Source organism: Pseudoalteromonas sp. MB41, assembly GCF_020966275.1.
Taxonomy (GTDB): Bacteria; Pseudomonadota; Gammaproteobacteria; order Enterobacterales; family Alteromonadaceae; genus Pseudoalteromonas; species Pseudoalteromonas lipolytica.
The window spans coordinates 13375-37688 of sequence record NZ_JAJJZF010000029.1 but is presented as its reverse complement, the minus strand read 5'-3'; the positions used below and the strand labels follow the sequence as shown (position 1 = coordinate 37688).

Here is a 24314-nt window from a genome sequence, read left to right as displayed (position 1 = left end):
ATGAGCCAACAACACCTTGTTGTGAATGAAGTGCACGCATCTTATGTGATACGTGAACACACCCGACAGAGCGTCGTTTTTAAGCAACGTAACTCGGTGAGGGTGAAAATAGCGAGGATAGAGCATGATGCTATAACTTAAACTATAAAATGATGTTTGAGCGAATGGGAGCTGACCCTCGCTAATAGAAAAATACGCGAAACGACCATCGCTTTACTCTTACTAAGTGTTTATTGTATAAACAATGAACGCTTTTATGTTGTTAAAGCAGAGACAAGGATTGGGTATGGATGAAGGTATTGCGTTATTAATATTGCTTGTTTTAGTGGTATTCGGCGGTTCTGTTGCTGGAATAATTGCTTTATTTCAGCTGTCTGTTTTAAAAAAAGAAGTCGCGTTATTAAGAGAGAAGCTTGCTGAGCCAAGGCCCGATAAGCCGCAAACGGATACTGAATTTCAACAGCATGTACCAAGAACCTCATCACAATTAACAAACACAGCTTCGCATTCAACAATAACAGCAACGATTGATTCGTTGCACGTTGAGCCAATGCTCTCTGCAGCAAGGCAGCCTCAGGGGTCGTCTCATGAGCCAATGCTTACCCAAGGGAAAGCCGCTCCGTTTGAGTTTATCACGTCCCTTATTACAGTGTTTAAAACTAATTGGCTGACCTGGGTTGGGGCTATTGCACTTGCTTTTGGCGGAATCTTTTTAGCCCGTTATTCGCTAGAAGCAGGGCTCTTGTCAGAAACGATGCGATTAACTTTAGGCGCTGTTTTTGGGGTAAGTTTAATTGTGGCAGCAGAGTACTTGCATCGTAAAGGAATAGTGTTTGAAGGCTTTAATAACTATATACCGGCAGCGCTTGCCAGTGGCGGCTTTATCAGTTGTTTTGCTTTAACATTACTGGCTTATACCCACTATGCATTATTAGCGCCTTTGCCTGCCTTCGCTATTTTGACACTGGTGTCGTTGGCTGCCAGTTGGATGGCATTGCGCTTTGGTCCTCTGCTTGCGGCTATTGGTATTATTGGTGCTTACAGTGTGCCGATCTGGGTGAATACAGGGAGTAACGACTTTGTTGGTTTGTTGACCTATGTTGGCTTTGTGAGTGTTTCGGCCTCTTTGGTGGCTCATTATGTGAAACGTCAGTGGCTTTGGTATTTGCTCTGGACTGGACACCTTGGTTGGTATTGGTTAGTGGCAGTAAGCGCTTCACATAATATTCTGTGGTTTATTAACGTATACGCTGTGTTCAGTATCTTTCTACTGATTGCGATTGTGCGTTTGGGTCTTAAGTTTATTCAAATAGAACACCGCCCTCAGCGTTTCATAAAGCAGCTTAAGCAACTACCCGATAATCCATTGCTTATAGCGATTTTAGCGCCGCTTGGTTTTTTGATGTTTAGCAATAATGCGTTACTCACTTGGCAACTTAGTAGTCTGTTAATGGTCAGTGTGCTGTTGTTTTTAGTGCTTAAAAACAGCGCGTGGGATAGTTGGTTAGCGATTGCAGTTGGCTGTGTTGTGCTGTTATTAATTAGCCAGCGTAATAGCGTTGATTTTACCGAGCAGCTTTTTGTGTTTAGGCAAAACTACGGAGTCGGGCTGTTTTTTATCGCGCTGTTTATTAGTTATGGTTTGCTGTTCGCACGCAAATATCCACAACGGTTAGGATTCTCGCTGATAGCTTCGCTGTCGAGCTTTGTGATTATTGGTTGCTTGTATGTTATTACGCCTAATAATGCGCTTACAGATGCTTATCCGCTCTGGTGTACGGTGTTATTGGGGGTCAGTGCACTGTTATTTAAATTAGCGGTGCGTAACAAGCAGCCCTTACAGGTTTTTTGTTTTTGGTTAGGTGGCAATGGCAACATCAGCTTAGCGCTCACAATGTTGCTTGGAGGAAGTAGTTTGACGCTTGCATTAGCTATGCAGGTTGTATTAATTAGCTTTTATATTAATAAGCATGCACTGCGTTTACCAATGTGGCCATTAAAAGCGTTAATAGCGTGTTTGTTGGTACGCTTAAGCTTAGCACCTTGGACACCAAGTTACAGTGATGCAGTATTGCTTGGCGTTCATTGGAGTATTGTTGTCTATCCTTTGTGTGCTGGGTTATTTTATTGGGCTGCAAGGTTTTGGCAACAGCAGCCATTGAGGGTTTGGTTAGAAGGCGCAGGCTTACACTGTATTGCTTTATTTGTTACCACAGAGACCAGTTATCAATTGGTTGGGCATTATCCTGACTTTAATAACCTGTCAGTGTACGAGCACATCTTGCTTACGTGTAATTGGGGGGTATTAGGGTGTGTATATTTACTGCGTGCTCGGTATACGCAGCAAATGGTAAAACTTTACCAACTAGCGGGGTTAGGATTACTGGCACTTGCAGGGTTGCTCGCTGCTACTTTATTCATGGAGTTAAATCCTTTCTTTGCACAGATACGCATTGGTCAAATGCCTGTTTTTAACTGGTTACTGCTTGTGTGGTTAGTGCCGGCATTAATATGTGTATGGGCAGGTCAATTAACTAGGTCTATTAATTCCCGTTTACTGAAGCCATTTCATATTTTAGCGGGTGCTTTCACCGCACTGTATATTAATGCAGAAATACGCCATAACTGGCAAGGTGAGTTTATTAACTTAGCGCAGCCTACCTCAGATGCTGAGCTTTATAGCTATTCATTAGTGTGGTTGATCATAGGTGCTTTAGTGGTAGTGATGGGTCATTTAAAGTCATTGGCTACGGTGCAAAAGCTAGGGCTTGGTTTATTAGCGCTGGTGGTATTAAAGGTATTTTTGATTGATATGGCAAATTTAACAGGGCTGTTAAGAGCCGTCTCGTTTATAGGACTGGGATTATCTTTAGTGGCACTGAGCTGGTTATTTCAAAAGTTTAAGGCAAAGCCCGTTGCTTTGCCTTAATAATGGGGGCATTTAAGTGCTGTGATTAAGCAGCGCTTTTAATTTTGCCGGTTTCACTGGTTTGCTCAAGTAGTGAATATTATCGGCTTTGGTTTGCTGTTTTAGGGCTTCGTCACGCACTGCGGTAATTAAAATGGCAGGAACAGGACTTTGCCAAATCTCTCGAAGTGTTTTTATTAAGGTAATGCCGTCGCAATCATGGCCAAGCTGATAATCCATTAGAATCACGTCGGGGGCGCGATGTTCTTTGGCATATGCAAGTACGGTGTCGACATTTTCAAATAGCTTATAATTTGCTTGCCATTTTTGTAATAAACTTGCCATTGCATGCAGGTTTTCGGGGTCATCATCAACAGCCACAATATTCATGGCTGTACGATTCTCAACGCCTTTTTTCGGTGTCTCTTTTTGTTGTATAAATTGACTGTCTCCGTAGGGCACTTCAATACTAAAGCGACTTCCTTTGCCGGGTGTTGAGCTTACATCGAGACGCAAAGACAAAAGGTCGACCATTCTTTTTACAACCCCAAGACCTAGGCCAACACCTTTATTATCGCCCGCTTCAATGCGGTAAAAGTCATTAAAGATTTTCGCTTGTTCTAGCTCTGAAATGCCAGGGCCGGTATCCCATACCTCGATTCTTAAATGATGTTTTCGTTTGCGACACGCAATCAAAACTTGGCCGCTATTAGTGTATTTAACAGCATTTGAAACAAGATTTTGAACAATACGACGTAAGTAAGTGATATCGCTATGTACAATAACACCGGTTGATCGCACTTTAAGTTTAAGGCCTTTTTCGCTCGACATGATGGCGTATTCATTTTTCAACGGGGCTAAAATGTCATCAATGCTAAAGTGGCGAGGTGTTGGGGTCATTGCGCCTTGTTCTAACTTGGCTATTTCAAGCAGTGCCGACATTAAGTGGACAGTTGAATCGAGGCTTGCCCCCAGTTTTTCAAAGTTATTTAAATTGTTACTTGAAAGCGTCTTATCATCAATTGCCGCCAAGTACAGGCGGGCAGCATTTAGCGGTTGAAGTATGTCGTGACTTGCGAGTGCTAAAAATCGGGTTTTACTGTCGTTAGCTTGCTCGGCCTCTTTTTTAGCTAAAGTAAGTGCTTGCTCAGTTTGTACTCGGCTGTCTATTTGTGCTTGTAGATCTCTATTGATTGTTCGGATTTCTTGCGTGCGTGCTTCAATCCGATTTTCAAGATCCATATTCACTTCTTCAAGGGCATTTTGTGTTTCGATATGCGCTGTAATATCAGAGAAGCTGGTCACAAAGCCGCCATCTGGTAATGGGTTACCTATCATTTCAAACACTTGGCCATTTCGGCGATGACGAATAAAGTGATGTGGACTGCCATTTTTAAGGTGTTGTACACGTTTTTCTACGTGTCGTTCTATTTCACCGGGGCCGCATTCACCGCGTTCGGCGTTGTAGCGAATCACTTCTTCAATGGCTTGACCCACTTCTAAGAACCCTTCAGGGTAGTTAAACATTTCGGCATAACGCTTGTTCCACGCGACTAAATTGAGTTCTTTGTCGACAACCGAAATACCATGGCTGAGGTTCTCAAGTGATGTGAATAATAAGTTTTGATTAAATTGCAGAGCTTGTGTTGTTTCGTCAAAGAAGTTTACCACCTCTTCAAAGGCCATTCGTTTACCAGAAGCGACAGTATGAATAAGCGCTTGCGCCGATGACGCGCCCAGTACACCCGTTAAAGCGCGTTCGCAATAGGCGATAAATTCAGGGGTAGGGTGGGCATTATTATCATCTAGCTTGTGCGTTAAAGCAAAATGCGCCAGTACTTGCTGACTGCGTTGAATACCTAAAAAGGTCTGTAGCAGTACTTTAAAGTCGTACACAGTGGCCTTTACATTTTTATTTAAACGTCGTGCAAACACCGCTTGTTCTTTAGGATTAACAAATGCAGCCGCTTGAATTTTATCAATTAAACGCTCATCAGCCCCTAACGAGAAACTAATATAGCAACCAATATTGGCAAACAACGCAATGAGTGTTCCTCGCGTAATAAGGGTTTGTTGTAGTTCTGCATTTAGGCTATTACCGGCATCTAAAATCGGTAACATGAGGAATAACACCCAACAAATAAAGCCTGCAAGTAACCCTGCATATACCCCGTAAGCATGACCTTTACGCCAATATAAGCCACCGACAATGGCAGGGAGTAGTTGAGATACAAGCGAAAATGCAACTAAGCCCATACTGGCGAGGGCTTTGCCATGACCAAACCATTGTTGATAAAAATAAGACAGGATCAGAATACCGGCAATAGTAAAACGTCTCACCAGTAATATTTGTGATTTGTAGCTACTGGTGATGAGGTTACGTTTAAATTTGCGACGCAACATTAATGGCAACACCACATCATTTGAGATCATAGTACTGAGTGTGAGTGTCGCGACGACAATCATCGCGGTGGCTGCCGATAATCCACCGATAAATACAAAGGTGGTTAAAAATGCATTTTCGTGCATTAAAGGCAGGGCTAACACAAAGCTGTCGGGTGAAAAACCACTGCCGATACCAGGGTGGATTGCTGCTGTGGCAATAGGAAAAATCATTGCAGCGGTAAGCAATAAATAAAGCGGAAAAGCCCAGCGGGCGGTATAAAGATGGCGTTTATCTTGGTTATCAACAACGGTTACATGGAATTGTCTTGGTAAACAGATTATTGCCGCCGCGGCCATTAACGATTGACCGATAAAATTAAAGCTAAAAAAGTCAAAATTATGCCAGTGCTGCCACAGTGACCCAGTTAACTGCTCGCTTTGTACGGTGTTTAAGTTAAATAACGTGTATAAGGCAAGCCCAGCCACTGCAGCTAAAGCTAATAGTTTCACCATCGATTCGAACGCAACAGCCAGCATTAACCCAGAGCGATATTCAGTAACATCGACCTTACGGGTCCCAAAAAATATTGCAAACATGGCCATAATTAGTGTTGCTGACAGCGCTAACATTGACCCTGAGATACGGTTGTCGTTTTGTAATAATAAAAAGCTACTACTAAGGGCTTTTAATTGCAGCGCGATATAAGGAATGGTCGCCAACAGTGCAATAACTGTGACCATGATTGCTGTTGTTTGTCTTTTTCCATACCGAGCAGAAATAAAATCGGCAATGGTCGTAATATTTTGTTTTTTACTAACAAGTACCAGTTTTCGTAAAAAGCCTTGGCCAAAGAAAAATAACAGCGCAGGACCAATTAAAATAGGAAGGTAATTCCAACTGCTGGTGGCGGCAGTACCGACTGAGCCATAGTAAGTCCACGATGTACAGTAAATCCCTAATGAAAACGAATACACAAAAGGGTGGTGGCTAATGCGTTTAGCCAGAGGCGTGGTTTTATCCCCCCAGTTTGCTAACCAAAACAATACACCAATGTAGGCAAGAGCAACAAAAATAAGCGCAGCAGTCATGTTCAAATTCAGTCATTATTGTAATACCACTACCTTACCAGAATTAAAGCTGATTTCGATGTGTTGATTTTGATTTGTTAAAAATCAATTTTTACAAGTTTATGATATTTAATGCTTAATTTTATTTTGGCCTTTTTATTAGACTAATGTCGCAGATCATTCGTTTTTACTATTTTGGTTATTTCTCTCATTTATATTTGTAGGTTAACTTGTTGTTAAATATGGTTTTTTACCATTGATTAACAAAAGGTGCTTTACAGTTTACGTAAACGTAAACTGACTGTTACGACTATGGTCTCAATTCCATAATGCCGAACCGTTGCTAACTTAGTTAATGACAACTAATACCACTCATTACTTTTAAGTGATGCATAAGGGGATAAAAATGGCTTTTAAAGATGAAGAACAAGCAAAAGCTTACTGGGCGGAAAACATTTCGCTGCTATTTAAACTGTTAGCAGTGTGGTTTATCGTTTCATTTGGTTTTGGCATTTTATTGGTAGATGTACTGAATGAAGTACGTTTTTTTGGGTTTAAACTCGGCTTCTGGTTCTCCCAGCAAGGCGCAATTTACACCTTTGTAGCTTTGATTTTTGTGTACGTTTTCAAAATGAATACGTTAGATAAAAAATATGGCGTAGACGAATAGGAGCTAAGCAATGGATGTTCAAACACTCACGTTTATTATCGTCGGTTTAAGCTTCGCGCTTTATATCGGCATCGCAATTTGGGCTCGTGCAGGGTCTACTAATGAATTCTATGTTGCAGGTGGTGGCGTTCCTCCTCTTGCAAATGGTATGGCAACAGCAGCTGACTGGATGAGTGCAGCATCGTTTATCTCAATGGCGGGTATTATCTCGTTTGCGGGTTACGATGGGGGTGTTTACCTCATGGGCTGGACAGGTGGTTACGTATTACTGGCGCTGTGTTTAGCACCTTACTTACGTAAGTTTGGTAAGTTCACCGTCCCTGATTTCATTGGTGACCGTTATTACTCACAAACAGCACGTGTGGTTGCAATTTTATGTGCAATCTTTATCTGTTTCACGTACATCGCGGGTCAAATGCGGGGTGTTGGTGTTGTATTCTCTCGCTTCTTAGAAGTGGATATTGAGACCGGTGTTTACATTGGTATGGTGATTGTATTCTTCTATGCTGTTCTTGGCGGCATGAAGGGCATTACTTACACGCAAGTTGCGCAATACTGCGTACTGGTATTTGCTTACCTTGTTCCAGCAATCTTCATTTCAATGATGATGACAGGTCACTTTTTCCCACAAACTGGTTTTGGTGCCACGCTTGCAGATGGTTCTGGCCAGTACGTGCTTGATAAATTAGATGGACTGAGTACCGAACTCGGTTTTGCGCAGTACACCGAAGGCTCTAAGAGTATGATCGATGTATTCGCAATCACGGGTGCGCTTATGGTGGGTACTGCGGGTCTACCTCATGTTATCGTACGTTTCTTCACGGTTCCACGTGTTAAAGACACGCGTATCTCTGCGGCATGGACATTAGTATTTATTGCTATCGTTTATACAACTGCACCTGCTGTTGCGTCGTTTGCACGTGTAAACATGATTGATACTATTAACGGTAAAGATGGTAACGGTACAGAGTATGCTGAAGCACCTGCATGGGTTAAAAATTGGGAAAGAACAGGCCTAATCACTTTTAACGATAAAAACGGTGATGGCAAAATGTTCTACTCAGCTGGCAAGATTGATGATCCAAATAGCGCCAACGAAGTGAATGTTGACCGCGACATCATGGTACTTGCTAACCCAGAGATTGCCGACTTACCAGCATGGGTAGTAGCCCTTGTTGCAGCAGGTGGTATTGCGGCAGCACTGTCAACCACCGCGGGTTTGTTATTGGTTATTTCGACCTCGGTATCGCATGACTTGTTAAAACGTACCTTGAAACCAGATATTAGTGATAAGCAAGAACTACTTGCAGCGCGACTTGCTGCGATGGTCGCCATTGTTATCTCAGCGTACTTTGGTATTAACCCGCCTGGATTTGTGGCGTCGGTGGTGGCATTTGCATTCGGTTTAGCGGCTGCAAGTTTCTTCCCGGCGATTATCATGGGTATCTTCTCTAAGAAGATGAACAAAGAAGGTGCGATCGCAGGTATGGTTACAGGTATTACATTCACCGCGGCGTACATTATTTACTTCAAGTTTGTTAGCCCTGAATTAAATGGCCCAGCTAACTGGTTATTTGGTATTTCACCTGAGGGGATTGGTTTAGTGGGTATGATTATTAACTTTGCAGTAGCAGGTATCGTACTTAAACTAACAGCTGAAACACCTGTTGAAATTCAAGAAATGGTGGAAGGCATTCGTAACCCTAAAGGGTCAAGTGCAGCGCACGCGCACTAACAAACCGGTACTAAAAGAACACACTTTTGATAAACCCAAAGCCCGACTTAAGTCGGGCTTTTTATTTTTTTAAAACAGGGGTAGTGTAGTTATTAGCCTCACTTAATTTCGAGAATAGCTATGAATGCAGAGCAACAGGAAGTCGCCCAATTTGTAATTAATCAAACACCGTTTAATCAGCTCGATTCGGCGGCAAGCGAGTATTTTGTTAATCACCTCGATATTATTTACCTCACACGAGAAAACCAAAATAAATGGTTATGCTCTGACAATCCGAGATTATTTCTAATTCGCTCAGGAGATTATGACTTAGTCGATGCAAAAGGGGATGTGATCACGAAGCTCTCTGCAGGGGATTATTTTGGCTTTCCCTCTTTGCTAACGGGGGAGGCTATTCAAAATAGTCTCTCGGTGCAAAAAGAAGGCATTGTTTATATGCTGGACCAAGCGTCTTTTGATTATTTACGCCGCGAGTACAAAGTGTTTGAGCAATACTTTGTCCGTGCTCATAAGAATCGTTTGTTGTCATCGCATTATAAGAGTCAAAACGACAGTTGGTCTGAGAAGAAAATAGCAGAGTTAATGAACCGCAAAGCGGTAACTCTTTCGCCTGATGCGAGTATTCGCCAAACAGCCAAAAAAATGAAGCAGCAGGGTGTTTCATCAATAATGTTGACTGAGAACGAGCGCTTAGTAGGGGTGGTAACAGACCGAGATCTTCGTAATCGCGTGCTTGCTGATGAGGTTGACCCACACGAGTCTGTGAGCACGATTATGACTTGTAAGCCAAAGTTTATTTTTGAGAATAATCGGGTGTTCTCAGCGCTGCACTTAATGCTCAAACACAATATTCATCATTTACCTGTGCTCGATGAATATCATAAGCCCTTAGGCATGTTGACCAGTACTGATTTACTGCGTCAGCAAAAAAGCGACCCAGTGCAATTAATTGGACGCATATATAAAGCCCACTCTGTGGTTGATTTAAAGCGCTATTCGCAAGAGATCCCCAGCTTATTAAAAGGCTTTTCGAATAATATTGATGATATATCGCTTATCGGTAAGTTATTAAGTGGTTTAACCGATGCGTTAACTTCGCGCTTAATTCATTTATTTCAAGAAGATAACGGCGCTGCCCCCAGTCACTTTAGTTTTATTTGTTTTGGCTCACAAGCCCGTGAAGAGCAAACCCTGCATTCTGACCAAGATAATGGTTTACTTTTACCTGATGATTTAACAACAGAGCAGCAAGACTACTTTAAACGCATGGGGGAGTTTGTGTGTGAGCAGTTGGTTGAATGCGGTATTAAACGTTGTCCAGGTAACATTATGGCCAGTAATGCACAGTGTCGAATGGGCATCAGTGAGTGGTGTGACCGCTTTTATAAATGGATCACATCGCCGACTCCAGAAGCCATGTTAAATTGTAAAATCTACTTTGATTTACGCTTTATTGAGGGCTCAATGTCGCTGTACACGCGTTTTTATGAGCAATTAAAACGTATCTCTAAAAATGATTTATTTTATGCTGCTATGGCGAGTGATATTAAAAATACTCATGTGCCCATTGGGTTATTTAACCAATTTAAATTAGAAAAAGATGCGAAACAGCACAAGTACCTTGATTTAAAAAAACGCGGCGTGGTGATTATTAACGATATAGTGCGTTTGTATTCACTCAAAGCGGGTATTCAGCGGGCGAATACCCAAGAGCGTTTGGATGCACTGCTGAAGTATTCTTTACTTAATAAAGACGATGTTTATAACTTAAAAGATTGTTGGCGTTTCTTAACGCAGCTGCGCTTACGCACACAAATAAATGAAGAAGGCTTACCGAGCAATTGTATTAACCCCAATACCTTGAATTCTTTAGAACGCCATCAATTAAAAGAAGCCTTTTATTTAGTTAAACAAGCTCAGCAAGCCGCCGCTTTTAAGTTTGCGCGTGGCAGCTTATGAGGATAACTGATGGTTAAACGTTGGCTCAGTCGTTATATGGCTCGCAAACAATTATTGGCAGCTGATGCCTATAAAGAACGTTACGTTGTGATAGATATGGAACTAACGGGGCTTGATCCCCGCCAACATGAAATTGTCTCGGTGGCATGGGTGATGATAGAAGACCAGTGCATTAAAATGAGTGGGGCACAGCACATAATTAATAAAGACGTACAGAGCCTAGAGCAAAGCCCTATTTATCACGGCATTGCCAAGCAAGATATCGATAGCGGTGAAAGCCTTGAAGCAATTCTTGCTAAGCTTCACCAACACGTTGATGACTGTATTTTAGTTTTTCATAACGCGACGCTTGATTGGGGGTTTTTAAAACAAGCGTGCCGTAAACTAGGCTTAGAAGCTAAAGCGCGGTTAATTCTTGATACGTTCGTTATTGAAAAAAAGCGTCTCCATCAGCAAGGCCATGAAATAGGCCACGATGACCTAACATTAAGCGAGTGCCGTAAACGCTATGGCTTACCTCATTACAGCTCTCACCATGCTTTAACCGATGCCATGGCCACCGCCGAGCTTTTTTTAGCGCAGTGCCATCAAATCAGTCGGGGTAAAGCCTTAAAAGTGGGGGAGTTGCTGTAATGTGTTATGCTCATCGCTAAGTTAGACAACAAACGGAATTGGTATGGATAAATTAGAATTAACAGTGCCGCCAATTATTCAAGTCGTGATATTCGCTGCCATAATGTGGGTGTTAGCTGACGTGTTGGCACCTTTTAGTATGACGCTTGCCGTTTTGTTACCTGTGGCAGTGATCATCGCGTTAATTGGGGTCGCTTTCTCTTTATTGGGTGTTTATGAGTTTCACTCTGCTGGCACGACGGTCGATCCGAGATTGCCTGAGCAGTCGGCAAGCCTTGTTACTCATGGAGTCTATAAAGTTAGTCGAAACCCGATGTATGTCGGTTTTTTACTTATTTTAATTGGGTGGGGTATTTATTTGGGAAATATCGTAAATATTATGCTGCCTGTGGTGTTTGTCCTTTACATGAATCGATTTCAAATAGTGCCTGAAGAGAGGTACATGCAGCAAAAGTTTGGGCATGAATATAGTGAATATAAAAAAGCAGTTCGTCGATGGATATAACAATTAAAGCTGAATAAGACTAGGGACTGCTGAAGACTGTATTTTTCAATTATCGCCACCACGACTTTACACCACTTTATTTAAGTGCTCCCTCTTATAAAAAAGAGTAAGGTCGATTACCAAAACCAGGGTCATCTAAAACACCTAAAACCACTTTATTTTATCTTGCCCTTTTATAAAAAAGTGTAAGGTCGATTACCAAAACCAGGGTCATCTAAAACACCTAAAACCACTTTATTTAAGCGCACCCTCTTATAAAAAAGTGTAAGGTCGATTACCAAAACCAGCGTCATCTAAAACACCTAAAACCACTTTATTTTAGCTTGCCCTCTTATAAAAAAGTGTAAGGTCGATTACAATACCGTCATCTAAAAGGCAGCTGTCTTTATCTGCAAGCAAATAGAGTGGATTTTCTTCTTCATGGCAATCAAACTTGCAATCAATGGTTTTGGTCGTATTGGGCGTAATATTGTCCGAGCCCTTTATGAATCAGGGCTTGAAGATCAAATCAAAATTGTCGCTATTAACGAATTAGCTGACCCTAAGGGCATTGCCCATCTCCTTAAGTACGATACATCCCACGGTCGTTTTTCGTTTCCTGTTAATTTAGGTGAAGATACGCTAACAGTCGCAGGTGACTCTATTGCGCTATTTGCCGAAGAGAATCCGGCAGAATTGCCCTGGCAAACCCTTGATGTCGATGTTGTACTTGAATGCACGGGTGTTTATCACTCGCGTGAACATGCTAAGTTACATTTAAATGCAGGGGCTAAAAAAGTACTTTTTTCGCAACCTGCAGATGCCGACGTTGATGCAACCATTGTGTATGGTATCAACGACGATGAATTAAAAGCAGCGCATACAATTGTTTCTAATGGCTCATGTACAACTAACTGTATTGTGCCTGTGATTAAAGTATTAGATGATGCATTTTCTATTGAATCTGGGGCAATCACGACAATTCATGCCTCGATGCATGATCAACAAGTGATCGACGCTTATCATCACGATTTACGTCGTACCCGTGCGGCAAGCCAGTCTATTATTCCTGTGGATACAAAACTTGCCCGTGGTATCGAACGTATTTTACCTAAGTTTCATGGCCGCTTTGAAGCCATTGCCGTGCGTGTACCGACAATTAACGTCACCGCGATGGACTTAAGCGTCACAGTAAACACTGATGTTGATTTAGCCGACGTTAATCAAGCACTTAAGTTAGCAGCAAAAGATCGCCTTGAAGGGATTTTAAGTTACACTGAAGAGCCGCTGGTGTCGGTAGATTTTAATCATGACTCACATTCTTGTATTATAGATGGCACTCAGACACGTGTTAGTCATAAACGACTGATAAAGTTGTTAGTGTGGTGCGATAATGAGTGGGGATTTGCGAATCGTATGCTCGATACAGCGCGTGCGATGATGGCTGTAAGCCAATAACTTATAACTATAATTTAGTATCGTTAACAAAGGAGAAGTCCATGTCGGTCATTAAAATGGCAGATTTAGATTTAAACGGCAAACGCGTGTTAATTCGTGAAGATTTAAATGTGCCTGTAAAAGAAGGTAAAGTGACCTCTGATGCACGTATTCGTGCAGCATTACCTACTATTAAATTAGCGTTAGAAAAAGGCGCAAAAGTAATGGTGATGTCACACCTTGGCCGCCCTACGGAAGGGGAATATGATGAAGCGTTTTCACTCGCCCCTGTCGTTAATTATTTAAATGATGCGCTTGAGCAAACGGTTCGTCTTGAGAAAGATTACCTTGATGGCGTTGACGTGGCAGATAATGAAGTGGTTGTTTTTGAAAACGTACGTTTTAACGTAGGTGAAAAGAAAAATGATGAAGCATTATCTAAAAAGCTAGCTGCATTATGTGATGTTTACGTGATGGATGCATTTGGTACGGCTCACCGTGCACAAGCATCAACGCACGGTGTTGGTTTATTTGCCGATGTAGCGTGTGCAGGCCCACTTTTAGCCGCAGAGCTAGACGCTTTGGGTAAAGCGCTTGATAACCCTGCGCGTCCTTTAGTGGCTATCGTTGGTGGCTCTAAAGTGTCGACTAAGTTAACCGTACTTGATTCACTATCAACAGTGGTTGATCAACTTGTTACGGGTGGAGGTATTGCAAATACTTTCATCGCAGCAGCTGGTCACCCTGTAGGCAAGTCTTTATTTGAAGCTGACTTAATTGACGAAGCAAATAAATTAAGTGCCGCTGCAAAAGCAAATAATGGTGAAATTCCAGTGCCAACTGATGTTGTTGTTGGTAATGAGTTCTCAGAATCGGCTGTTGCGACATTGAAAGATGTGAATGAAGTAACCGATGAAGATATGATTTTCGATATTGGCCCAGATACAGCGAAACAGCTTGCAGATATTATTGCAAAAGCAGGCACGGTTGTGTGGAATGGTCCAGTTGGCGTATTTGAATTTGACCAATTTGGTAATGGCACGCGTGCGATTGCTGAAGCTATCGCAAATTCAAGCGCATTCTCAATTGCGGGCGGCGGTGATACGCTTGCTGCGATTGATAAATACGGCATTGCCGATAAAGTGTCTTACATTTCAACAGGTGGTGGTGCTTTCCTTGAATTTTTAGAAGGGAAAAAATTACCAGCAGTTGCTATGCTAGAAGAGCGTGCTAAGTAATTAGTACGAACACCAGCGTGGTTATTTAATTACGCTGGTTTGGCTGTTTATTAAAATACCTCTCACCCTTATTTTATAGACAGTTTTTGCGGTAAGCGATGGCTTCTCGTGATGCAGTGATGCATCAAAAAATAATTTATCCGTTCAAACTAGATGGTAGGAAACTACTGTCGATACAATTTGGAGAATACCAAATGGCTTTAATCAGTATGCGACAACTTCTTGATCATGCAGCTGAACATGGTTATGGCGTACCAGCGTTTAACGTTAATAACCAAGAGCAAATGCGTGCAATTATGGAAGCAGCTGACAAAACTAACAGCCCAGTAATCGTACAAGGCTCAGCTGGCGCACGTGCATATGCTGGTGCCCCTTTTATTCGTCATATGATTTTAGCAGCTGTTGAAGAATGGCCACATATCCCTGTCGTTATGCACCAAGACCACGGTACGTCACCTGGTGTGTGTCAACGTTCTATTCAATTAGGCTTTTCATCAGTCATGATGGATGGTTCATTGATGTCTGATGGTAAAACACCTTCAAGCTATGAGTACAACGTAGAAGTTACTCGTCAAACAGTTGAAATGGCGCACGCGTGTGGCGTATCAGTTGAAGGCGAGCTAGGTGTACTCGGTTCTCTTGAAACTGGTGAAGCGGGTGAAGAAGATGGCGTAGGCGCAGAAGGCAAGCTTACAACAGATCAAATGCTAACAGATCCTGAAGAAGCGGCTGACTTCGTTCGTAAAACTCACGTTGATGCACTGGCAATTGCGTGTGGTACATCACATGGTGCATACAAGTTCACGCGTCCACCAACAGACGATATTTTAGCGATTGATCGCATCAAAGAAATTCACGCGCGTATTCCTAACACGCACTTAGTTATGCATGGTTCGTCTTCAGTGCCGCAAGAATGGTTAGAAGTAATTAACCAATACGGTGGTGAGATCCCTGAAACTTATGGTGTGCCAGTTGAGCAGATCATCGAAGGTATCAAGTATGGCGTGCGTAAGGTGAATATCGATACCGATTTACGTTTAGCATCAACAGGTGCCATTCGTCGTCATCTTGCACTAAACCCTGCGAATTTCGATCCGCGTAAATATTTAGCTGAAGCAACGAAAGCGATGACAGAAATTTGTGTTGCTCGCTACGAAGCATTTGGCACAGCAGGTCAAGCAGGTAAGATCAAACCTATCTCATTAGATGATATGCACCTGAAATACTTATCAGGTGAACTTGATCCTAAAATCAAGTAATTGATATTAATATAAAAAACCGGCTTTAATGGCCGGTTTTTTATTGCCTCGATCTTAACGGATCAGTGTTTTACTTACTGTTTATTTTAAGATCATTGTTTTACTAACCATAAATAGCACGGATCATTATTTTACTAGTTTTAGGATGATCATTGCCTATTTTTGTTTAACTTTTAAACAAGCGGGTAACGTGTTGAGCATTAAATCAAAGAGTTAGTAGACTAACTTAGTAAGATCATGATCCGAAATAGATCGGCTTGGTAAAAATCTGATCCTGACTTGCTGAAGTTAGTAGATCAGTGATCTGAAATGTTTATCTTAAATATACTGTTTAGAACTTGACCAATATGGCTTTATGTTCGATTTTTAAGTTATTGCTTACATTAAGGATCGCTACCATGAAAAAAACCGCCATTATGTTCTCGAGCTTTGCAATGTGCCTACTTTCTTTTAATAGTGTTGCTGAAGCCGTTGATATATATGGTCGGGCGCATTTAGGGGTTGCCAATAGTGACACCAATGAAGGAAGTAAAACATCAGTTGAAAGCTACAGCTCGCGGATTGGAATTAAAGGCAGCGGTGAAATAAATGAGGGTCTGAAAGCGGTTTATAAGTTTGAGTTTGCTGTAAATGCAGCAGATCAAGATAGCGATGGTAAAACCGAAGAAAATATCTCTGCGCGTAATCAGTATGTCGGTTTACAAGGCAGTTATGGTCAAATTGTTTTAGGCCGTCATGATACTGCCCTTAAAATATCACAAGGCAAGATTGACCAAATGAATGACTTTAATGGGGACGTTAAAGCATTGTTTAATGGTGAAAATCGTTTAGGTGATGTCGTACATTACAGCTCACCAATTGTCGGAAACTTACAATTTGTTGTGACGTATATTGCTGAAGACAATTCAAAGCAAGATGATGAAACAGGCATCTCTGCTGCCTTTATATACGGTGATAGCAAACTTAAAAACACACCTTATTTTATAAGTGTTGCACATGACAGTCAGGTTGCGGGTTACGACATCACGCGGTTTACTGCACAAAGCAAAATAGGTGATCTTGTGATTGGGGGCATGTATCAACAAAGTGAAAAAGTATCAGGCTCAGATACTGAAGATGGTTTTTTGCTTAGTGCCTCTTATAAAATTGATAAGTATAAGTTACTTGCTCAATATCAAGACTCAGAAGGAGACTTTGGTAAATTAAAAGACTCTGGCACCGGAACATCGGTCGGCGTTGAGAGAAGCCTTTCGAAACAAGCACGTATGTATATGTGGTATACGCAGTTTTCACTCGATAATAAAGCTGACGAAGATCACCTTGCTGTAACATTAAGGTATGACTTTTAAGGTATAAAAAAGCATATTTAAGCGGAAAACCATTCATTTTTACTGAGTTTTTTTGGTGCTTTTTGAATTACTCGTTAGACTTTCATAAAAATGTCATACTTAGTCATAATAATGAAACCAGTTCGCTAACGAAAGAGATAAATTGGAATGTCACGTAAAGTACTAGTCGTCGATGACGAAGCGCCTATCAGAGAGATGCTGGTTTTTGTTTTAGAGCAAAATGGTTTTCAAGCAATTGAAGCCGAAGATTATGATTCTGCAATTGAAGCAATGGTTGAGCCATACCCCGATATGGTTTTATTAGACTGGATGCTACCCGGTGGAAGCGGAATTCAGATTGCGAAGAAATTTAAGCAAAGCGAATATACACGTCAAATCCCTATTATTATGCTAACAGCCCGCGGTGAAGAAGAAGATAAAGTACGCGGTCTTGAAGTGGGTGCTGATGATTATGTTACTAAACCATTTTCGCCAAAAGAATTAATGGCCCGTATTAAAGCGGTTATCCGCCGTGTATCGCCGACTTCACTCGAAGAGGCTATTGAAGTACATGGTTTGCGCCTTGACCCTATTTCACATCGTGTCACCTCTGAGGGAAGCGAATTAGATATGGGACCTACTGAATTTAGACTACTGCATTTTTTCATGACTCACCCTGAACGTGTTTACAGCCGTGAACAATTACTTGATCATGTATGGGGAACAAACGTTTACGTCGAAGACCGTACTGTTGATGTACATATTCGTCGTTTACGTAAAGCGATAGCACCCCTTGGACATGACAGGCTCGTACAAACTGTGCGTGGTGCAGGTTATCGTTTTTCAAGTAAATTATAAGTGCGTTGGCTGACTATATTCAGCTAATTTACATTCTTAAGGTAAAGTGAGTGTATGTATCGAGTAGTCAATAAACAGGCGTTAGCAAAACGCCTGTTTATGTATTTCTTACCTTTGTTATTAGTTGGCGTGCTTGTAGGTGCGCCATTTTTGCTTTTATTTTTAGGCTCTTTTGCACTACTGATTTGGCATTATCATCAACTCTATCGCCTTAGTGATTGGCTCCTTAATCAGCGTAGTTTCAACCCACCTGAAGGTGAGGGAGCTTGGGAGCAAGTTTTTGAAGGGATCTACCATTTACAGCATCGTAATCGTAAAAAGCGTAATGAACTGGCTGATTTAATTCGCCGTTTTCGTGATGGTGCAGAGGCGGTACCTGATGCGGTTGTGGTGTTGCAAAAAGATCTGAGTATTATTTGGTGTAATCAACTCGCGCTTAAAGTATTGGGCTTACAATGGCCAACGGATCATGGACAGCGACTCGATAACCTTATTCGTGATCCTAAATTTGCTAAGTATATGCACCAAGCCAGTTTTGATGAGCCACTGGAGCTTGATGGTGGTCACAGTTATGAACAAATACTCGAATTTAGGGTCATGCCCTATGCAAGCTCGCAGTTAATGATGGTTGTTCGTGATGTCACGCGATTAAAGCAATTAGAGCAAATGCGTAAAGACTTTGTGGCCAATGTATCACACGAATTGAGAACACCACTTACGGTCGTGACTGGTTATTTAGAAATGCTTGATGGCGATAACATGCCACCGCCAAGTATGTGGAATAAAGCGCAAACAACGATGCTCGAACAATGCAAACGCATGGACAGTCTAGTAAACCAACTCTTGTCATTGTCTCGCATTGAAGGCGCTCGCCGTCAAGACAACGACAAGCCTGTGAATGTGCCAAAGTTACTCACCTATATTCACACAGAAGCACAATCGCTGAATCAAGATAAAGGCCATGAGCTTATTTTTAATGTCGATAGCCATTTAGATATTAAAGGTGCTGAGGATGAGTTACGCAGTGCATTTTCTAATTTGGTATTTAACGCCATTCATTACACTAAGCCTGGCGGTAAAATTGTGGTCGATTGGCAGCTTAAAAATAATCAGGCTGCGTTTAGTGTCACTGATAACGGTGATGGTATTGCCAGCGAACATATTAATCGCCTAACAGAGCGTTTTTATCGAGTAGATAAAGCACGTAGTCGCACAACGGGTGGCTCTGGCTTAGGTTTAGCGATAACAAAACATGTACTTACACGTCACGATAGTCATTTGAATATTAAGAGTAAAGTTGGTGAAGGATCGACATTTTCGTTTGCCTTTGGCAGCGATAAAGTCGTTCGCTTACCAGACTCTTTAGAAATTAATGCAAAGTCATAAAACTGTCATTTTAGGGTAATCTAACTGTCATCTAGTGTCTTTAGAGTAGACTGCAGTTAGGAAATGGGACGAACAAATCGGAGTAACCCCTATGAAATTTAAAAATCTCGTTGCCGCAATGGGTGTGGCTGTAACAACATTTGTATCAGCTCAAGCAGCTGCAGTTGATAAAGATATGCCTGAGTACCAAAAAACAAGTGGTATTTCTGGTAACTTTTCATCTGTGGGCTCTGACACACTTGCCAATATGATGACCTTTTGGGCGGAAGAATATAAACGCTTTTACCCAAATGTAAACATCCAAATCCAAGCAGCGGGTTCTTCAACTGCGCCTCCAGCACTGACAGAGGGGACTGCAAACTTCGGCCCTATGAGCCGACGTATGAAGTCTAAAGAAATTGAAGCTTTCGAGAAACGTTATGGTTACAAGCCTACAGAAGTTCGCGTTGCAATTGATGCGCTAGCGGTTTTTGTACATAAAGATAACCCAATCGAAGGTTTACGTATTGACCAAGTGGATGCTATTTTCTCTTCAACTCGCAAGTGTGGTGCTGATGCTCAAGTAAATCGTTGGAGTGATGTAGGCTTAACAGGTGATTGGGCTGCAAAAGATATCCAACTTTATGGTCGTAACTCAGTATCAGGCACCTACGGTTACTTCAAGAAAAAAGCATTGTGTAAAGGTGACTTCCGTAACAATGTAAATGAGCAACCAGGTTCTGCATCGGTTGTTCAGTCAATCTCTTCGTCAGTGAATGCGATTGGTTACTCAGGTATCGGTTATAAGACATCGGGTGTACGTACTGTGCCACTTGCTAAGAAAGGTGATAACTTTGTTGATGCGACATTAGAAAACGTTGCAACGGGCAAATACCCACTTTCTCGTTTCTTATATGTATACGTTAACAAACACCCTAATAAGCCACTTGCACCTATTGATGCAGAGTTCTTAAAAATGGTGTTATCAGTAGATGGTCAAAAAATTGTTGAGAAAGATGGTTATGTGCCGCTTTCAGGCAAGATGGCAATGGCTGAACTTAAAAAGCTAGGTCTTCTGTAACAATCAATACAGACAGTGATAAAAGAACCGCTCAATGAGCGGTTCTTTTCGTTTTAGCTTTTAGCAAAGAGTTTTGCTTTTATGCGTTGCTGAGCAAGGCGAACTTGTTTGCGCTTTTTGCCAGGCTTAGCTTTAAAGCTTTGGATTGGCATCACCGTTGGGGTCTCGGCTGGTAACGCGGGAATGTTAAAATTAGCGTGTTCGTCTTTAGGAAGACCAATCTCTTGCTGATGCACACGAAGTGCTGCCAGAGTGTCATCGTTTTGCACTTCGCTTGGGCATAAGAATAAGCCCAATTTACGCATTTTTATGCCTAATCCTATACTACTTGAGTAACGTACAATCGGGGCTGCTAAAATCAGTCCAACTAAAATAGGTGATAACCACCAAAAGAAAGTCGGGGTATAGTAATAAGCTACACCACCCCAAATAATAGCGGTGATGGTTGAAAATAGAGTATACCCAATTGCTTCTTGCCACGGCACCATGCGTCCTTCACGAGGCTGCGCATCCCAGCTAACTTTCTTACCAAGAAATACACACACTACAAAGTAGCTATGAAACACCATCATGAGTGGCGCGATTACAATAGCAAATACGCTCTCAATGAGTGAGCCTGCGATCAATTTTACACTGCCACCAAAGGCTTTATTGCGATGCACTAAAGTCACTATCAATCCCATAAGTTTTGGTAAAAGTAGTAATACCGCAGTGATAAATAGCAGTGAATCAATTAAATCAGTTTTAGCAATTTGCCAAGTAGGAAATAGCTGGTACGCATGGTTAAAATACACATCACTATTCAGTGCACGCGTAACTGCATCCAAGGTACTTAATGCCAGCATAGATAACCAAATAAGTGATGAGATATACGCTGTGGCACCAAATAAAAAGTGCATTTTACTCATCAGTTTCAAACCTGATTTTGGCAATAAACCGAGATGCTGAATATTACCTTGCACCCATCGTCTGTCGCGAATTGCGTAGTCTAGAATGTTGCTCGGTACTTCTTCATAGCTGCCTTCAATATCGCTGAGTAATAATACATCCCAACCAGAACGGTGTAGCAGTGATGCTTCAACAAAATCGTGACTTAAAATCTCTCCACCAAAAGGGGCATTGCCTTTTAATACAGGAAGACCGCAACATTGCGTGAAGGCTTCAACACGAATAATTGCGTTGTGTCCCCAGTAATTTGCTTGATTGGTTTGCCAAAATGCAGAACCTGTCGCCAGCATAGGGCTGTATAAAATTGAGGCGAATTGTAAAAATCGACCAAAAAAAGTATCTTGGCGAACCGGAATCGGAATCGTTTGAATAAGGCCTGATTTTGGATTACTGATCATGCTTGTGGTTAGCTCAAGCATACATTTTCCTGTCATGATGCTGTCAGCATCAAGTACAATCATGTGCTCGTATTGACTTCCCCAGCGTTCACAAAAATCAGTGAGGTTACCCACTTTACGGTGTTTATTATCTTCACGACGACGATAAAAAGTATGCTGAGCTAAGTCACCTAAACGTGCCGTTAATGCATTCCATGCTTTTAGCTCATTGCGCGCAATCTCTGGATCTTGTGTATCACTAAGTAAATAGAAATCGAAGTTCGGCATTTGGCCCGTTTTAGCGAGCGATCGAAGACTCACTTCAAAACCAGCTATCACACGCTCGGTATCTTCGTTATAAATTGGCATTACGACAGCTGTTTTAGTCTGGCTTAATGCATGTTCGTTAATTTCAATGGGCTTTTGACGTTTAAGCGTCAGTGGGTCAATACGCAGCAGTTGTAAAATAAAGCCCATACAGCCACTACAAAAGGCTGTTACGATCCACGCGAAGGTCACTGAAAATAAAAACAGCAATGCGTACTCAAGCGGTGTCATGCCGTTAGAATTTAAAATATCGAACATGATCCACACACCATATGCAGTAATCGCTAGCGCAAGGCATGAAAATAGCCAAACGCGAGTTTTCTTAAATGGCATTGCGGTTGGTGTTAATGTTTTGCTATTGGACGTCATTTGGATACCAGACATAGCTCCATACCTCGCTGATTTCTTTGTCACGTAGTTTTAACGATAAGCGCATATCGACAGGCTTATCTCCCTCTGGCGCCACTTTAAACGCGACGCGCCATCCTTGATTATTCGGTAACTGCTGAACTGTTTTATCGCTAATCTCACCTGATGACAGTGTTAAATCGGCCTTCATAGCAAAATTTGCAGACAGTTGATTGATGTTTTCACCACTGAAGTCAACAGTAAATTGACGGTGACTTTTTGGTGGTGGATTCTTTTCGCCAGGCAGGGCTGCACTGCCTATGCGTGTTCTTAAAACACTCGCTTTATCTTGAGATGCAAGGGTTGCATTAAAAGTTGATAGCTTATAGCTGAAACTTAAGCTATCGCCTGCTTTCATCGCTTGCTCAGGCACCCAGTAGCTAACAATGTTGTCGTTAGTTTCTGTGTCTGTGGGAATCTCTACCAGCTCAACGCGGCCTTTCCCCCATGAACCCATTGGCTCAATCCACATGCTCGGGCGGTTATGGTAATGTGCCTCTGTGTCTAAGTAATTGTTAAAATCACGGTCACGTTGTGCGAGGCCAAATCCCTTCGGGTTATCATAACTAAATGATGTAACACTTAATTTTTTAGGGTTGTTAAGTGCTCGCCATACCCATTGACCCTCTGCTGATTGCATTAATAGGCCGTCTGAGTCATGTACTTCTGGACGGTAGTCATCAAAAAACTTGGTGCTGTTTTCACCGTGATAAAACATACTTGTTAGTGGTGCTATACCCAGTTTTTTAATATCTTTGCGGGCAAAAATTTGCATCTGAGTTTTTACTTCAGTGTTTGTCGAAGGTGTTAACTCAAAACGATATGCTCCAGCAACAGATGGGCTATCAAGCAGTGCATAAAGCACGATAGTGGTGTCTTCAGGCGCTGGTTTTACTAACCAAAATTCTTTAAACACGGGAAATTCTTCGCCCGAGCTAAGAGCAGTATCAACCGCAAGTCCGCGGGCTGAAAGGCCATAGACTTGGTGTGGGCCCACTAAACGAAAATAAGAGGCACCTTGGAATACCGCAACTTCATCTTTGTATTCGCTATTATTGAGCGGAAAATGCAGGCGAAAACCGGCATGACCCAACTGAGTATTCTTAATTGCAGTGCTTATTTCTGCTTCCAACGGAGCCGCGGTTGCATCGTAACGATAATAATCAGTTTTAAAAGGCAAGCTTTTAACTTCGGCATTTTGCTCTAGGGTATTAATTGCCACCGGTGATTTATATAAAAAGCCGGGATGAAATAACTGCACTTCATATAAGCTTTGATCTTTCCAGATTGCTTGATCTGGGCGAAAGCGAATAGCACGGTAATCTTGATAACCAATGCTGGTTAATGCTTCAAGTTCTAAATCTTTTGGTGCGACATACGGCTCAGAGGCTAACTTTTTAGCGCGAGCAGTGATTACATCAAATAGTTTCTCTTGTGGAATTGTGATCATCGCAGGCTTTTGCTCAACAACGGTGTGCTGTGTTTCAGTTTCTTGTGGCTGAGTTTGGTTTTCAGTTGCGTAAGTATGGCCTGCACTCATGGCTAATAATACGCCCAAGAAGGTCTTCTTTTTAACAGCGCTGAAGAGCTTAGTTCGGGTTTCTGGTTTCATTAATTTTTCCTTTAGCCGTAAATCACGTTTATTCATTCATACCTCTCAGCAAAAAGTGAACCTAAAAAAACACTAATAATCTCAATGACGTTGAGTTGGTACAGCTAAATGCGAAGAGTAAATTTTGAAATTAGTGAGAAACAATTACACGGTAGCAGTTGTTAATTCGTCACCAATATGGAGAAGTTTAATGAACGAAAGCTTGCCCTAATATGAATAGCTTAAAGGATGAAC

Annotated in this window: 16 protein-coding genes; 13 read left to right on the top strand and 3 right to left on the bottom strand. The window is 41.8% G+C overall.

The features are described 5' to 3' along the window. Positions 1-286 precede the first annotated feature (286 nt). On the top strand, positions 287-2929 hold the full coding sequence (locus LPA49_RS19420; RefSeq protein WP_230237510.1) for a DUF2339 domain-containing protein: 2643 nt from the start codon (positions 287-289) through the stop codon (positions 2927-2929). Between the two features lie 12 nt (positions 2930-2941). Here the strand turns inward: LPA49_RS19420 and LPA49_RS19415 are convergent, their stop codons facing one another. Beyond that, entirely contained in the window at positions 2942-6382 is a 3441-nt protein-coding gene (locus LPA49_RS19415) for a PAS-domain containing protein (protein WP_075594105.1), read from the bottom strand. 385 nt (positions 6383-6767) lie between these two features. Between LPA49_RS19415 and LPA49_RS19410 the strand changes: the two genes are divergently transcribed. The 12 genes from LPA49_RS19410 to LPA49_RS19355 all read left to right on the top strand — a co-directional run bounded on the left by LPA49_RS19410 (position 6768) and on the right by LPA49_RS19355 (position 20408). Beyond that, positions 6768-7031, top strand: coding sequence for a DUF4212 domain-containing protein (locus LPA49_RS19410; protein WP_036970763.1), 264 nt, complete (start codon positions 6768-6770; stop codon positions 7029-7031). 10 nt (positions 7032-7041) lie between these two features. Then, on the top strand, positions 7042-8766 hold the full coding sequence (locus tag LPA49_RS19405; protein ID WP_036970761.1) for a sodium:solute symporter family protein: 1725 nt from the start codon (positions 7042-7044) through the stop codon (positions 8764-8766). Between the two features lie 120 nt (positions 8767-8886). Beyond that, positions 8887-10725, top strand: a complete 1839-nt coding sequence (locus LPA49_RS19400) for a DUF294 nucleotidyltransferase-like domain-containing protein (protein ID WP_075594106.1) — start codon at positions 8887-8889, stop codon at positions 10723-10725. A 9-nt stretch (positions 10726-10734) separates the two neighbouring features. After that, positions 10735-11358: a 3'-5' exonuclease gene (locus tag LPA49_RS19395; protein ID WP_036970755.1), complete on the top strand. Its 624-nt coding sequence runs from the start codon at positions 10735-10737 to the stop codon at positions 11356-11358. Between the two features lie 43 nt (positions 11359-11401). Beyond that, positions 11402-11863 (top strand): isoprenylcysteine carboxylmethyltransferase family protein, encoded by a 462-nt coding sequence (locus LPA49_RS19390; RefSeq protein ID WP_075594107.1) that lies wholly within the window; start codon positions 11402-11404, stop codon positions 11861-11863. 420 nt (positions 11864-12283) lie between these two features. Then, the gene (gene epd, locus LPA49_RS19385; RefSeq protein ID WP_036970750.1) at positions 12284-13300 is read left to right on the top strand and encodes an erythrose-4-phosphate dehydrogenase; all 1017 of its coding nucleotides are present in this window, start codon (positions 12284-12286) and stop codon (positions 13298-13300) included. Between the two features lie 41 nt (positions 13301-13341). Further along, entirely contained in the window at positions 13342-14517 is a 1176-nt protein-coding gene (locus LPA49_RS19380; protein ID WP_036970748.1) for a phosphoglycerate kinase, read from the top strand. A gap of 194 nt (positions 14518-14711) precedes the next feature. Further along, a complete protein-coding gene (gene fba, locus LPA49_RS19375; RefSeq protein WP_036970746.1) occupies positions 14712-15776 on the top strand; it encodes a class II fructose-bisphosphate aldolase in 1065 nt (354 codons plus the stop codon). A gap of 398 nt (positions 15777-16174) precedes the next feature. Beyond that, a complete protein-coding gene (locus LPA49_RS19370) occupies positions 16175-17125 on the top strand; it encodes a porin (RefSeq protein WP_230237508.1) in 951 nt (316 codons plus the stop codon). A gap of 147 nt (positions 17126-17272) precedes the next feature. Beyond that, on the top strand, positions 17273-17962 hold the full coding sequence (phoB, locus tag LPA49_RS19365; protein WP_036970740.1) for a phosphate regulon transcriptional regulator PhoB: 690 nt from the start codon (positions 17273-17275) through the stop codon (positions 17960-17962). 54 nt (positions 17963-18016) lie between these two features. After that, positions 18017-19348, top strand: coding sequence for a phosphate regulon sensor histidine kinase PhoR (gene phoR, locus LPA49_RS19360; RefSeq protein ID WP_182396142.1), 1332 nt, complete (start codon positions 18017-18019; stop codon positions 19346-19348). Between the two features lie 91 nt (positions 19349-19439). Continuing rightward, a complete protein-coding gene (locus LPA49_RS19355; protein ID WP_036970734.1) occupies positions 19440-20408 on the top strand; it encodes a PstS family phosphate ABC transporter substrate-binding protein in 969 nt (322 codons plus the stop codon). 53 nt (positions 20409-20461) lie between these two features. Here LPA49_RS19355 and mdoH read toward each other — a convergent pair whose 3' ends face one another. Further along, complete coding sequence (gene mdoH, locus LPA49_RS19350) at positions 20462-22444, bottom strand: glucans biosynthesis glucosyltransferase MdoH (RefSeq protein ID WP_230237506.1); 1983 nt, start codon at positions 22442-22444, stop codon at positions 20462-20464. Further along, complete coding sequence (locus LPA49_RS19345; RefSeq protein ID WP_074988881.1) at positions 22416-24080, bottom strand: glucan biosynthesis protein; 1665 nt, start codon at positions 24078-24080, stop codon at positions 22416-22418. The genes mdoH and LPA49_RS19345 overlap by 29 nt, the downstream gene beginning before the upstream one ends. Positions 24081-24314: the final 234 nt, after the last annotated feature.